The sequence below is a fragment of the Variovorax sp. KBS0712 genome (assembly GCF_006323185.2).
Lineage (GTDB): Bacteria > Pseudomonadota > Gammaproteobacteria > Burkholderiales > Burkholderiaceae_C > Variovorax > Variovorax boronicumulans.
On record NZ_VCCD02000003.1, the window covers coordinates 583,917 to 597,096 of the forward strand.

A 13,180-nucleotide genomic window follows, 5' to 3' on the forward strand; every position below is an offset into this window, starting at 1 on the left:
GCAAGAGGAGCCTGATCCATGTCCAGAACCCTGCCGGCCGACGGCCTGCAAGCCAACGTCGCCCGCATCCTCGAAGCCGCGGGCAGCAGCGCCGCCGAGGCGCAGCAGGTGGCCGCCAACCTCGTGCTGGCCAACCTCAGCGGGCACGACTCGCACGGCGTGGGCATGCTGCCGCGCTACATCGATGCGGTGGCCGAAGGCGGCCTCGTGCCCAACGCCGCCGTGAAGGTCAATCTCGACATCGGCACGCTGATGGGCCTGGACGGCCGGCACGGCTACGGGCAGATCGTCGGCGTGCAGGCGATGGAGCTCGGCATCGCGCGCGCGAAGCAGCACGGCAGCTGCATCTTCACGCTCGCCAACGCGCACCACCTGGGGCGCATCGGGCATTTCGCGGAGATGGCGACGGCCCAGGGGCTGGTGGCGATGCACTTCGTCAACGTGCTCTCGCGGCCCGTGGTGGCGCCCTGGGGTGGCGGCGACGGGCGCTTCGGCACCAACCCGTGCTGCATCGGCATTCCGCTGGCGGGCGCCGAGCCCTTCGTGCTCGACTACGCGACCAGCCGCGTGGCGCAGGGCAAGATGCGCGTGGCCCACAACAAGGGCGAGCAGGTGCCCGACGGCTACCTGATCGACGAGCACGGCGCGCCCACCAACGATCCGGGCGTGGTCGTGGTGCCGCAGGGCAACGGCCTGTTCGGCGCGCTCATGACCTTCGGCGAACACAAGGGCTACGGCATGGCGGTGGCCTGCGAGCTGCTGGGCGGCGCGCTCACGGGCGGCGGCACCTGGCACCGGCCCGCGGACACGGCGCGCACGGTGCTCAACGGCATGCTGACGGTGCTGATCGACCCCGTGAAGCTCGGCACGCAGAAGGCCTTCGACGAGGAGGCGCGCGAGTTCATCGGCTGGCTGCGGCAAAGCCCGCCGGGCCAGGGCTTCGAGGCCGTGCAGATCGCGGGCGAGCCCGAGCGCCGGGCGCGCGCGGCACGCCGGCGCGACGGGGTATGGGTCGACGACGCGACCTGGGGCGAGATCGTCGCCGCCGGCGCCAAGGTGGGCGTGGCCGTCGCCTAGCGTCGCGCCGCCTGGCGCGACTTCTGGCTCAGCACCAGCGCGATGCCGCCGAGGATCGCCACCGAGGCGAGCGCCAGCCGCGGCGTGATCGCTTCCGACAGGAACAGCACGCCGCCGAACGCCGCCAGGAGCGGCACCGACAGTTGCACGGTCGCCGCCCGCAGCGCCGACAGGCGGCCCAGCGCCGCGTACCAGGCCACGTACCCGAGCCCCGAGGTCAGCGCGCCGGAGGCCACGGCCAGCGCGACGCCGCGCGCATCGGCGTGCGCGCGCGTGGCGAACACCAGGCTCAGTGCCAGGGCCAATGGCACGGCACGCAGGAAGTTGCGCGCCGTGGCGGCCAGCGGATCGGCCACGCCCCGGCCGCGCAGCGAATACACGCCCCACGCCACGCCCGCCACCGCCATCAGCACGGCGCCCAGCAGCGGCGGCGCGGCAACGCCCGGCGACACGAGGTAGACGAGGCCGGCCGCCGCAAGGACAAAGCCGCACCACGCGAGCACCCCGAAGCGCTCGCCGCCGCCCAGCCCCGCGCCCAGCATCGTGAGCTGCACCGCGCCGAAGAGGATCAGCGCGCCCGTGCCCGCCGGGAGGCTGAGGTAGGCGAAGGAGAAGAACGCGACGTACGCGAACAGCATGACGGCCGGGAGCCAGCCGGTGCGCCCGAGCGCCGACGGCTGCGCCCGGAAGCGCACGACGAGCGCCAGCGTGATTGCCCCGGACGCGAGCCGGATGCTGCCGAAGCTGGCCGGGTCGATGCCGCCGTGCTGCAGCGCGAGTCGGCACAGCAGCGAGTTGGCCGCGAACGCGACCATGGCGACGGCGGTGAGCACGACGGCGTGCAGGAGAAGGGCCGGGCGGGCGGCGGCGGCGTCAGGCATGGCGCGCCCCGGAAGGCCTGCGGCTGCGGGAAGGACAAGCACTCATGCGAGCCTCCGATCCAGAGGTCATGCGAAACGGACTTGTCACCGCGACACCGCGTGGCGGCAAGGGAGGAAATCGATCGTACGCGCCGCAAGGGGCCGCGTCGAGTTCAGCGTTACGGCGCCAGACTTGCCGGCAAGGCCGTCAAACGATCAGGGCGATCGTGGCTTCCAGGTGTTCGGACGGCGCGCGGCGGAAACCCGAGCGCGCAAAGCGCTGCAGCTGCCCCACCACGAAGGCCGTGAGCGCCGCGGCGCGCACCTGGGCGTCGACGCTGGGCGTGGCCGAGCCGTCGGCGGCGGCCGCGCCGCGCAGCACCTGGCGCAGCGTGGCCTCGATCTTGTCGAAGAACTGGTTCATGCGCTGCTGCAGGCGCTCGTTCTCGAACACCAGGGCATCGCCGACCATGACGCGCGTCATGCCGGGGTTGCGCTCGGCGAACTGCACGAGCAGCACGAGGATGCGGGCCGCCTGCTGGCTGCCGGTGGCGCCTTCGCGCTCGAGGATCTGGTTGACCAGCGTGAAGACGCTCTGCTCGATGAAGTCGATGAGGCCCTCGAACATCTGGGCCTTGCTCGCGAAGTGGCGGTACAGGGCCGCCTCGCTCACCTCGAGCCGCGCGGCCAGCGCGGCGGTGGTGACCCGCTCGGCACCGGGCTGCTCCAGCATGGCGGCCAGCGCCTGCAGGATCTGCACGCGCCGTTCGCCCGGCTTGGGGCGCTTGCGCGTCGGTGCGGCGGCGGGCGTGTCGGCCGGGGTCTCTACGCCGGGGGCAGCTGTCTCTTCGTTCTGCATGGGAGCGCGTGCAAAGATGTAATCAATTGATTCTCGCACAGCGCAGTGAGCGCGCGCCTTCCGCCGACGGAAGGCTCGCGGAGGGCGCTCAGCGCGCCCGGATCATCGTGCCGTAGGCCTGGTCGGTCAGGATCTCGAGCAGCATCGCGTGCGGCACGCGGCCGTCGATGATGTGCACCGCGTTCACGCCGCTCTTGGCCGCGTCGAGCGCACCTTCGATCTTGGGCAGCATGCCGCCCGAGATGGTGCCGTCGGCGAACAGGTCGTCGATTTCGCGCGCGCTCAGGTTGGTGAGCAGGTTGCCGTTCTTGTCGAGCACGCCGGGCGTGTTCGTCAGCAGCATGAGCTTCTCGGCCTTGAGCACGGTGGCCAGCTTGCCGGCGACGACGTCGGCGTTGATGTTGTAGCTCTCGTTCTCCTCGCCGAAGCCGATCGGGCTCACGACGGGAATGAAGGCGTCGTCCTGCAGCGCCTTGACCACGCTGGGGTCGATGGAGACGATGTCGCCGACCTGGCCCACGTCGTGGTGCACGTTCGGGTCGGTGCGGTCGGCCAGCTTGAGCTTCTGCGCGCGAATGAGGCCGCCGTCGCGTCCCGTGAGGCCCACGGCCTTGCCGCCGGCCTGGTTGATCAGACCCACGATGTCCTGCTGCACCTCGCCGGCCAGCACCCATTCGACGACTTCCATGGTCTCGGCGTCGGTCACGCGCATGCCCTGCACGAAGCTGCCCTTCTTGCCCAGCTTGTTCAGCGCGGCCTCGATCTGCGGGCCGCCGCCGTGCACCACCACCGGGTTCATGCCGACCAGCTTGAGCAGCACCACGTCTTCGGCGAAGTCGGCCTGCAGTGCCGGGTCGGTCATGGCGTTGCCGCCGTACTTGATGACGATGGTCTTGCCGTGGAACTTGCGGATGTACGGCAGCGCCTGGGCCAGGATCTCGGCCTTGTCGCGCGGAGGGATGTTGAGGACGGGGTCGGTCATGGGCGGTCAGGCTCCAAAGCGGTGGACGATGGGAAGAATTCTCGCAACAAGGCGGCGCCGGCGGTCAGGGCCGCAGCCAGCGCGGGACCTTGAAGCGCACGATCATCAGGTACGCCCCGACGTAGGTCGTGACGAACAGAAGGCAGAACAGCATCAGCACGAAGGTGTTGTTCCAGAACAGCACCGCGGGCACGACCGACAGCGCGGCGAACATCCACAGGTAGGGCGAGGTGCGGTTGTTGCGCGCCAGCAGCTGGCGCGCCTCGTCGTCCGCGAAGGCCACGCGCACGATGCGCCGGAAGATCAGCTGGTGGAAGTGCAGCGCGTCGGCCGTGCCCGGCGACTGGCCCCGGGCCAGCTTGCGGTAGATGGAGAACAGCGTCTCCCACACCGGGTAGATCAGCAGCAGCATCGGGAACCACGGCGACACCACGCGGTGGCGCTGCACCAGCGTCACGCAGGCCACGGCGATCACCATGCCCCAGACGTAGGCACCGCCGTCGCCGGCGAAGATCTTGCCGCGCGGGTAGTTCCAGACCAGGAAGCCGAAGGTGGCGCCGACCAGGCAGATCACCATCGCGGCCAGTTGCCGGTCGCCCAGCTGCAGCGCGACGTGCGAGATCGCCAGGCACACGAGCACGGCCACGGTGCCCGCCAGCCCGTTGTAGCCGTCGATGATGTTGAAGGCGTGCGGCAGGCCGCCGATCGCCAGGGCCGCGAAGACCAGCGAGGCATAGGGCAGCAGCGCGAGCCAGCCGTCGAGCGTCTCGAAGCCGGTGCGCGCCACGCCCAGCCCCTGCACCCAGCACACCAGCAGCGCCGAGCCGATGGTCAGGCCCAGCCGGTAGCGCACCTTGACCTGCTGCGTCACGTCTTCGACGATGCCGCCGAGCACGGCGGGCAGGATGCACACCAGCGTGAGCATCGAGGACTTGAGCGGCCAGGCGATGTTCAGCGGCTCGATCAGGCCGGCGCCCAGCCAGGCCGCGCTCATGCCGAGCATGATGCCGGCCCCGCCCAGGCGCGGCACGTGGCCCTTGTGGAAACGCTGGGGCATGTCGGCGCCGTAGCGGCGCGCGTGTCTGCGCGCGCGGCGCATGAACAGCTGCACCGCGATGGCGGAGACGAAGAAACTGAGGATGATCAGGGCAATCATGAGTGGGGTTGGGGGAACCCTAGAATTCCCGAGCGAAATTAGACCATGCCCACGCCCCCTTCTTCACCCCACGCCCCGGTCACCCTGTCGATCGTGAGCCACGGCCAGCTCGCGCTGGTGCTGCCGCTGCTCGAGCAGCTCGACCGGCACAGCCGGAACGCGATCGCCAAGGTCGTGCTCACGCTGAACATTCCCGAGGCCGACCTGCTCGCAGGACGACAGTGGGGCTTTCCGATCGAGCGCATCGAGAACACGGTGCCCCTGGGCTTCGGCGCCAACCACAACCAGGCCTTCGCGCGCTGCGACACGCCCTGGTTCCTGGTGCTCAACCCCGACATCCGCTTCGACGCCGACGTGCTCGCCCCGATGCTCGCCCAGGCCGCACCCGACGCCGGCCTGATGACGCCGCGCATCCTGGAGTCGGGCCGGCCCGAGCCCGAGCCGCACCGCGCGCTGCTGACCCCCTTCGAGATCCTGGGCCGCAAGAAGCCCGGCTACCAGCCGCCGGCCGTGCCGGCCTGGATTCCGGGCCTGTTCATGCTGTTTCGCAGCGAGGCCTACCGCAAGATCGGCGGCTTCGACGAACGCTTTTTCATGTACGGAGAAGACTTCGACATCTGCGCCCGCACCCGGCTGGCCGGCTGGAAGCTCCAGGTGGCCGAAGACCTGCGCGCGCGCCACGACGCCCAGCGCGCCAGCCACCGCAGCAAGAAGTACCTGTACTGGCACGTGACCAGCCTGCTCAAGGTGTGGCTGTCGGGCGCTTTCTGGCGCTACTGGCGGCTGCAGCGCGCCGCCGCCTGAAAAAGGCACGGCGGCGTTTGCGAGGACAATCGGGGCCGAAAAGCCCCGCACGAAAAGCCCGCTAGCGCCGCTTTCAGCACCGACGATGACGACCACGAGCAGCCCGACCTCCCTCCCCGAACACGCCCACCTGGTTCACCCGAAATACCGCCCGGACATCGACGGGCTGCGCGCCGTCGCGGTGCTGTCGGTGCTCGGCTACCACGCGTTCCCGCAGTGGATCAAGGGCGGCTTCATCGGCGTCGACATCTTCTTCGTCATCTCGGGCTTCCTGATCACCACCATCATCCTGGGCAGCTTCCAGGGCGACGGCTTCAGCTACCGCGAGTTCTATGCGCGGCGCGTGAAGCGCATCTTTCCGGCGCTGGCGCTGGTGCTGCTGGCCACCATGGCCTTCGGCTGGTTCGCCCTGCTGCCGCACGAATGGGAACAACTGGGCAAGCACGTGGCCGCGGGCGCGGGCTTCGTCTCGAACTTCGCCTTCTGGAGCGAGGCCGGCTACTTCGACAACGCCGCCGAGACCAAGCCGCTGCTGCACCTGTGGTCGCTGGCCATCGAAGAGCAGTTCTACATCTTCTGGCCCGTGCTGCTGGGCCTGGCCTGGAAGCGCAAGTGGCGCATGCTCACGGTGCTCGGCACGGTGGCGGCGATGTCGTTCCTGCTCAACGTGACGACCATCCACAGCCACCGCACGGCCGCGTTCTATTCGCCGCTGTCGCGCTTCTGGGAGCTGATGATCGGCGGCATGCTGGCCTACGCGCGGCTGCACCGCCCGCCGCCGAAGGCGGGCTGGAGCCGCCACGCGCAGTCGATCGCCGGCCTCGTGCTGATCGTGCTGGGCCTGTGCTACATCCGCGGCGGCAAGGCCTTCCCCGGGTTCTGGGCCATCCTGCCGTCGGTGGGCGCCTTCTTCTGCATCGCGGCCGGGCCGACTGGCGTGCTCAACCGCTATGTGCTCGCGTCCAGGCCGATGGTCTGGGTCGGGCTGATCAGTTACCCGCTCTACCTCTGGCACTGGCCGCTGCTGGCCTATGCGCGCATCCTGGAAGGCAAGCTGCCTTCCGATGGCATCCGCGCGCTGATGCTCGTGGCGTCGTTCGTGCTCGCGTGGCTGACCTACCGGTTCGTCGAGCGCTACACGCGCCGCAGCGAGAACCCGACGGTGACGGCGGGGCTGGTGGCCGTGATGATCGGCTTCGTCGTGCTCGGCCTGCTGGCGACCACGCGCTACTACGTGGGCCGCCACAGCGATCCGTACTTCAACAAGACCGCCGCGGCCGCCAAGGACTGGGCCTACCCGGATGGCCTGAGCCCGATCAAGGTCGACGGCGAGGTGCTGCAGCAGATCGGGCAGGGCAAGCGACGGGTGCTGTTCTTCGGGGACAGCCACGTCGAGCAGTACGGGCCGCGCGCCGTCGAGCTCTCCAAGACCTCGCCGGGCACGCTCGACTCGCTTTCCTTCGTGACCTGGGGCGCCTGCCCGCCGATTCCCAACGTGGTCGACGAGCAGAACAACCTCTGCGGCGAACGCCGCGACGGCGGCATGCGGCTGGCCATGAGCGACCGGTTCGACGCCGTCGTCTTCGGCGGCTGCTGGAACTGCTACTTCACCGAGACCGGCAAGCCCAACGCCGAGAACGCAGCGGCCGACCGCTACTACTTCTTCGACGGCAAGGACAAGCGGCGCTTCATGGGCGGCGGCGGCGTGGACTTCTCGCTCAACATGCTCGAGACCGTGCTGACCACCTTGTCCAAGCACAAGCAGGTCTACCTGCTGCTGGACAACCCGGTCGGCGAGGGTTTCGGCCCCGAGGAGTTCATCAAGGGCGGCCGCCTGGGCGACATGCAAGTGGGCAAGATGTCGCCCACCGCTCCCTGGGACGCGAGGCAGAAGGCACTGCACGAGCGCATGCGGCAGATCGCGCAGCGCAGCGGTGCCATCGTGATCGACCCGATCCCGACCCTGTGCCAGAAAGACTGGTGCACCCGCGCCGATGCCGACGCCACGCCGATCTACAAGGACGCGGGCCACCTGCGCGCCGAGTACGTGCGCTCGCACGCCACCTACATGGACCCGGCGATGACGTCGGCGCCGGCCCGCTGAGGACCAGGCTGCGGCGGCCTGCGGGCCGCCGCGGCGCGCATCAGGACTTGTAGACCTTGCGCAGGCTGCGGATGATCGGCAGCTTCGTCAGCGCGCCGATGAAGCGCACCATGCCCGGCGTGCTCCGGCGCAGCAGGAACAGCGTGATCCACAACCGCAGCTTCTTCTTGCGGCCCACATACGGGTTCGCGAAGACGATGGCCGCGTAGTCATCGAGCACCGCCGTCATCTCGCCGCGGTACTGGTCGTCCTTCTTGATGGCCTCGATCGCCTCGTTCACGAAGAACAGCTGGAAGCGCGGCATCAGGTATTCGCGCAGGTAGTAGCGGCCGCGCTGGTGCTCGTCGGGGAACATCTGCAGCAGCTTCTTGAAGTACTTGAAGCGGCTGCGCACCATGCGGATGCCGAACGAGGTGCTGGCCGTGTGGATGCACCAGACCGTCACCGCCTTGTCCACGAAGTGATTGCTGTAGCCCTTGCGGAAGATGCGCAGGAACAGGTCGTCGTCCTCGTAGCCCATGAACTGCGAGTCGAAGCCGCCCACTGCGTCGAAGGCCTTGCGGCTCACGAGCGCGGCCGAGGGCAGGACGAACATGTCGTAGCGCAGCAGGTCGAAGATGCTGCGCTTCGGGTGCTGTGCGTGGTCCTTGATGACGCCGGTGCGGATCACGTTGCCGTCGCCGTCCGCCTCGTACAGGTCGGCGTAGATGTAGCCGAACAGGCGGTCGTCCCACGGGATCGACGACACCAGCGTCTCGATGTGGTTCGGCAGGTAGAAGTCGTCCTGGTCCAGGAAGCAGATGTACTCGGAGGTCGATGCCGCCACGCCCGCATTGCGCGCCGAGCCCTGGCCGCCGTTCTCCTTGTCGAGGATGCGGAACGGATAGCGGGCCGCCAGCCCGTCGAGCGCGGCGCGCTCTTCCGGGCGCGAGCCGTCGTTGACCACGATCACCTCGTGCGCGGGCACCGACTGCTCGAACACGCTCTTCACCGACCGCTCGATGAAATCGGCGCCGTTGTAGAACGGAATGATGACCACGACGTTCGGCCAGGCCGTCGGCTCGCCGGGCGGGGAAGGGTTCGCGGGGACGTTGGTTGGGTTCATTGTTGTTGTGTCAGACGGATTCGAAAAGATCGCGGACCACGCCGCGCACCCCGCGGCCGAACTTGTCATAGCGACCGGTCATGGCCTCGCGCAGGATCGGCACGCACCGGGCCAGGCGCGAGGCGGGCAAGGCGGCGCGGAAGCGCTGGTGCACGATCTTGCTGCGCACCTTGTCGATGATCTCGGGGGGCACGCGATCGCCGAGCTGGAGCAGGCGCTCCAGCAACAGCTCCGCCTTGATCGCGCGCTCGACGTGCGTGTTGCCGCGCGAGGCGAGCGCCTTGCGCACCTTTTCCTTGAAGGTGTCGCGGCGGGCACCGATCTGGTTGGATTCGTGCTGGCGGTAGTCGATGAGCGGCTCTTCGAGCAGGTCGACCCGCGCCGTCGTCGACGCGATGATGGCCAGCCATTCGTCGTGCACCCACTCCACCGGCAACGGCAAGGCATCGGCAAGCAGCGAACGACGGAAAACTGTGGTCGCACCCGTCACGAGGTTGCGGCGCAGCAACACGTCGAAGGCATTCCCGGCGTGGACACGCGCCAGTTCCGAAGGCGAGACTTCCAAGGCATGGAACAGCGTATGACCAATGTCGTGGCGGTCCGTGTCCACCAGGCGCGCGTCGGTGTGCAGGAGCACCAGGCTGTCGTCCTGCTCGAAGCGAGCCACCATTTTTTCAAGGCGGTCGGGCATCCACACGTCGTCCTGGTCGCTCAGCGCGATCAATTCGCTGGTGCAGGCGCTGATGGCCTGCTCGAAATTCTTGACGACGCGCAGCGCCGTGGTGTTCTCGAAGATCCGCAACGCCACGGGATGTTGTGGCCGCTCGGCGGCGCATTCAGCAACGGCGGCACGCACCACATCGACCGAACCATCGCGCGAGGCATCGTCGGACAGGACGATCTCGACCGGCGGACGGCTCTGAAGGCAGATGCTGCGAACCTGCTCGCGCAGGAAGCGCGCGCCGTTGTACGTGCACAGCGCAACGGAAACTTCAAGGGGACGGGTGATACTCATGGGTTGCTCGCTTTGTCGAGTGCGCGCGGCCCGTCAGATGTCTTTGCGGACGCTTTTTTACTTGTTCACGGGTGCCGATGGCCGGTGTTCCAATCGGGTCGCCGAATCAGCGCCGGTAAAATTATCGCCCACTTCACACCAAACCGAACATGCGCCCCTTCCGTCACACGGTCGAGGGACAGGTTCCCGGCCTTGGCAAGCTTCGCGATGACTGGCTCACCCGCCGTTCATCCATGAAAAAGGAAAACATCTCTTGACACGCATCGGCAGCGAAAAACTGGCGCTCGACGAAGCCGGTTTCAACAACCGCCCGGACAAGGGCGGCACCGCCCCTCGGGCACACATTTCCGGACTCACATGAGCCAAGTTCACTCAAATCTGCACCGCAGCGTCTTCGCTGACTGGTGGGAAGGTACACGCCGGACCGACATCTGGTGGACGCTTGCCTGGTTCGATATCGTGCTGCGCTACCGGCGCTCGATGCTCGGCCCCCTGTGGCTCACGCTCAGCATGGGGGCCATGATCGGCGGCATGGGGCCGCTGTACAGCTCCCTGTTCGGCACCCCGCTGGACAAGTTCTTTCCGCATCTGGCGCTCGGCATCATCTTCTGGAGCTTCTTCTCCAGCACGGTGACGGATGCGTGCAATGCCTTCGTCAGCTCGACCAACTACCTGAAGCAGGGCTACTTCCCCGTCAGTCTGTTCGTTTGGCGCAGCATCTCGCGCAACCTGATCCAGTTTGCACACCAGATCGTGCTGTACATCCCGGTCGCGCTCTGGGCAGGTGTCTCGCTCGGCTGGTCTGCGCTCCTGGTCATTCCTGCGTTTCTGATTGCGGTGATCAACGCGCATGCACTGGGGCTCTTGCTGGGGCTGATCTGCACGCGGTACCGGGACGTCACCCAGATCGTCACCAGCGTGATGCAGATGTTGATGTTCCTGACCCCCGTGTTCTGGATTCCCGAAAATCTTCCGGGGCGCGCCAAGTACATTCTCTGGAATCCCTTCGCGCAAATGCTGGACCTGCTGCGCACTCCGCTGATGGGTGGCGTGGCACATGCCCACAGCTGGTGGGGCATCCTGGGCTGGACCGCGGTCACCGTTGTCGCTGCGACCCTGGTGTTCGCCAAATACCGCCGCCGCGTCGTCTACTGGCTCTGATCATGGCTCTTATCTCTCTCAAAAACGTCGGCGTCAGCTTCCCCATCTATGGCGCCGGTGCCTCTTCGCTGAAGAAGACGATTGCTGCGTCGGTCACGGGTGGGCGCTTCGGCAAGGAAACCGGCGTCACCGTGGTGCAGGCGCTGAACGGCATCAACCTCGAGCTGAAAAGCGGCGACCGGCTGGGCCTCATTGGCCACAACGGCTCCGGCAAGTCCACCCTGCTGCGCACGCTGGCAGGCGTTTACGAACCCTCTTCGGGCGAAATGGTCCGTCAGGGCAGCGTGGCCAGCCTGATCGATCCGGCACTGGGCATCGAGCCGGACGCCAGCGGCATCGAGAACATCATGCTCAGAGGCCTTGTGATGGGCATGAGCCGCAAGGAGATCGAGCGGCAGATCCCGTCCATCTGTGAATTCAGCGGTCTCGGCGAGTACGTCAACATGCCCGTGCGAACCTATTCCACCGGCATGATGATGCGCCTGGCCTTTTCCATCTCGACCAGTGTCGAGGCGGACATCCTGCTCATGGACGAATGGCTGTCGGTGGGCGATGCGGACTTCAACGAGAAAGCCGAGAAGCGGATGCGGGACGTCGTTTCGAAATCCGGCATTTTGGTGCTGGCCTCGCATTCGCCCGAGCTGATCGCCAAGGAGTGCAACCGCGTCATCCACCTCGAACACGGGCGGATCATCGAGGAGCGCTGAAGCGGATCGAACCGCCCCGGGCCCTTGTGGCGCGGGGTGGTTGCTCCGCCGTTCAGTTGTCGAAGTTCAGGCGTTCCCGCTCTACCACCAGCGGGCGCTTCATCACATGCGTCAAGATGGCGCCGACGTACTCGCCCAGAAGACCGATGAAGAAGAGCTGGACCGAGGCGAAGAAGAACATACCGATCAGGATGGGCGCGGTGCCCATCGAGAACTCGCTCCAGAACAGCATCTTCAGGATCAGATAGAGCAGCGACACGCCAAGACTGACACCCGACAGCGCAAAGCCCACCATCGTGGCGATACGCAGCGGTACCCGCGAATGCGAGGTGATGCCCAGCATCGCGATGTCGTAGAGCGTGTAGAAGTTGTTCTTCGTGATGCCGCGCTTGCGTCGCGGTTGGTTGTAGGGCACCTGCACCGCCTCGAAGCCGACCTCCGACACCAGGCCGCGAAGGTAGGGGTAGGGATCGTCAATCCGGCGAAGCTCCTCCAGCACCTGCCTGTCGTACAGGCCGAAGCCGGTGAAGTTCTGGATCAGCTTGACGTCGGCAATGCGCGTCACGGTCCGGTAGTAGGCGCGGCGGATCGCGAACATCAGGCCCGACTCATCGGCGGTGGGCTTGACCCCCACGACCAGCTTGGCACCGTTGTGCCAGTGCTCGACGAAGGCCTTCATCAACTCCGGCGGGTCCTGGAGATCGGCCACCAGCAGGATCGCAGCATCGCCGCGCGCCTGCAGCAACCCGTGGTACGGCGAGCGGATATGCCCGAAATTCCGTGCGTTCAGGATCACCTTGACGTTGCGATCGGCAGCGGCCATCGCGCGCAGGATGTCCGGCGTTCGGTCGGACGAGAAGTTGTCGATGAACAAATGCTCATACGTCACGCCCTCGATCGTCTCGAAGACGGCGCGCGCCTGACGGTACACCTCCTCGACGTTCTCTTCCTCGTTGTAGCAGGGGGTGACGACGGTGATGTGTTTCATGAAGCAGGGAAAACAAAGCGGCGCTGGAGCACAAAGGCGATCAGCGCCAATGGAAGAATGACCATCGCGTTCGCCACATAGACACTGAGCCCGGCGCGCAGCAGCAAGGCAACCGAGCCGACATTGATCAGGTAGACGACAACATACACCGCGACGAAGCGGCCGAGTTGCGACAAGGGGGCGCCACCAAAGACGAGCCGCCCTGTGCTCTGGAAATTGAACGCCACGCCGAGCACGGTCGCCAGTCCGATGGCGAGCGGGTACGCAAGTCCCGCCCACACGAAGGCAGCGAACAATGCGTAGCCCACCACGGTGTTCAGTCCACCGACCAGCAGGAAACGCAGCAGCTGCGAATTCAGCAT

13 protein-coding genes are annotated in these 13,180 nt (G+C 67.0%); 5 read left to right on the plus strand and 8 right to left on the minus strand.

The window, feature by feature from the left end:
* Positions 1–18: 18 nt before the first annotated feature.
* Positions 19–1,077: a malate/lactate/ureidoglycolate dehydrogenase gene (locus FFI97_RS27500; RefSeq protein WP_139701467.1), complete on the plus strand. Its 1,059-nt coding sequence runs from the start codon at positions 19–21 to the stop codon at positions 1,075–1,077.
* On the opposite strand, the gene FFI97_RS27505 is transcribed toward FFI97_RS27500, so the two are convergent.
* The 4 genes from FFI97_RS27505 to FFI97_RS27520 form a co-directional block, all read right to left on the minus strand.
* Positions 1,074–1,958 carry a DMT family transporter gene (locus FFI97_RS27505; protein WP_139701468.1) on the minus strand — a complete coding sequence of 295 codons (885 nt, stop codon included), beginning with the start codon at positions 1,956–1,958 and terminating at the stop codon, positions 1,074–1,076. The genes FFI97_RS27500 and FFI97_RS27505 overlap by 4 nt on opposite strands.
* A 187-nt stretch (positions 1,959–2,145) precedes the next feature.
* Positions 2,146–2,796, minus strand: a complete 651-nt coding sequence (slmA, locus tag FFI97_RS27510) for a nucleoid occlusion factor SlmA (RefSeq protein WP_062471138.1) — start codon at positions 2,794–2,796, stop codon at positions 2,146–2,148.
* An 88-nt stretch (positions 2,797–2,884) separates the two neighbouring features.
* Positions 2,885–3,778: an acetylglutamate kinase gene (argB, locus tag FFI97_RS27515; RefSeq protein ID WP_062471140.1), complete on the minus strand. Its 894-nt coding sequence runs from the start codon at positions 3,776–3,778 to the stop codon at positions 2,885–2,887.
* A gap of 64 nt (positions 3,779–3,842) precedes the next feature.
* Positions 3,843–4,934, minus strand: coding sequence for a glycosyltransferase family 4 protein (locus FFI97_RS27520; protein ID WP_062471143.1), 1,092 nt, complete (start codon positions 4,932–4,934; stop codon positions 3,843–3,845).
* A gap of 45 nt (positions 4,935–4,979) precedes the next feature.
* On the opposite strand from FFI97_RS27520, the gene FFI97_RS27525 reads away from it, so the two are divergent.
* Both FFI97_RS27525 and FFI97_RS27530 read left to right on the plus strand, forming a co-directional pair.
* On the plus strand, positions 4,980–5,738 hold the full coding sequence (locus FFI97_RS27525) for a glycosyltransferase family 2 protein (RefSeq protein WP_139701469.1): 759 nt from the start codon (positions 4,980–4,982) through the stop codon (positions 5,736–5,738).
* Between the two features lie 85 nt (positions 5,739–5,823).
* Positions 5,824–7,842: an acyltransferase family protein gene (locus FFI97_RS27530; protein ID WP_139701470.1), complete on the plus strand. Its 2,019-nt coding sequence runs from the start codon at positions 5,824–5,826 to the stop codon at positions 7,840–7,842.
* A 40-nt stretch (positions 7,843–7,882) separates the two neighbouring features.
* Here the strand turns inward: FFI97_RS27530 and FFI97_RS27535 are convergent, their stop codons facing one another.
* Both FFI97_RS27535 and FFI97_RS27540 read right to left on the minus strand, forming a co-directional pair.
* A complete protein-coding gene (locus FFI97_RS27535; protein ID WP_139701471.1) occupies positions 7,883–8,947 on the minus strand; it encodes a glycosyltransferase family 2 protein in 1,065 nt (354 codons plus the stop codon).
* A 10-nt stretch (positions 8,948–8,957) separates the two neighbouring features.
* Positions 8,958–9,962 carry a glycosyltransferase family 2 protein gene (locus FFI97_RS27540; RefSeq protein ID WP_139701472.1) on the minus strand — a complete coding sequence of 335 codons (1,005 nt, stop codon included), beginning with the start codon at positions 9,960–9,962 and terminating at the stop codon, positions 8,958–8,960.
* 357 nt (positions 9,963–10,319) lie between these two features.
* Between FFI97_RS27540 and FFI97_RS27545 the strand changes: the two genes are divergently transcribed.
* Positions 10,320–11,123, plus strand: a complete 804-nt coding sequence (locus tag FFI97_RS27545; RefSeq protein WP_070060234.1) for an ABC transporter permease — start codon at positions 10,320–10,322, stop codon at positions 11,121–11,123.
* 2 nt (positions 11,124–11,125) lie between these two features.
* Positions 11,126–11,830 carry an ABC transporter ATP-binding protein gene (locus FFI97_RS27550; RefSeq protein WP_070060235.1) on the plus strand — a complete coding sequence of 235 codons (705 nt, stop codon included), beginning with the start codon at positions 11,126–11,128 and terminating at the stop codon, positions 11,828–11,830.
* 52 nt (positions 11,831–11,882) lie between these two features.
* On the opposite strand, the gene FFI97_RS27555 is transcribed toward FFI97_RS27550, so the two are convergent.
* Together FFI97_RS27555 and FFI97_RS27560 are read right to left on the minus strand one after the other, a co-directional pair.
* A complete protein-coding gene (locus FFI97_RS27555) occupies positions 11,883–12,818 on the minus strand; it encodes a glycosyltransferase family 2 protein (protein WP_139701473.1) in 936 nt (311 codons plus the stop codon).
* Positions 12,815–13,180, minus strand: a complete 366-nt coding sequence (locus tag FFI97_RS27560; protein ID WP_139701474.1) for a GtrA family protein — start codon at positions 13,178–13,180, stop codon at positions 12,815–12,817. The genes FFI97_RS27555 and FFI97_RS27560 overlap by 4 nt, the downstream gene beginning before the upstream one ends.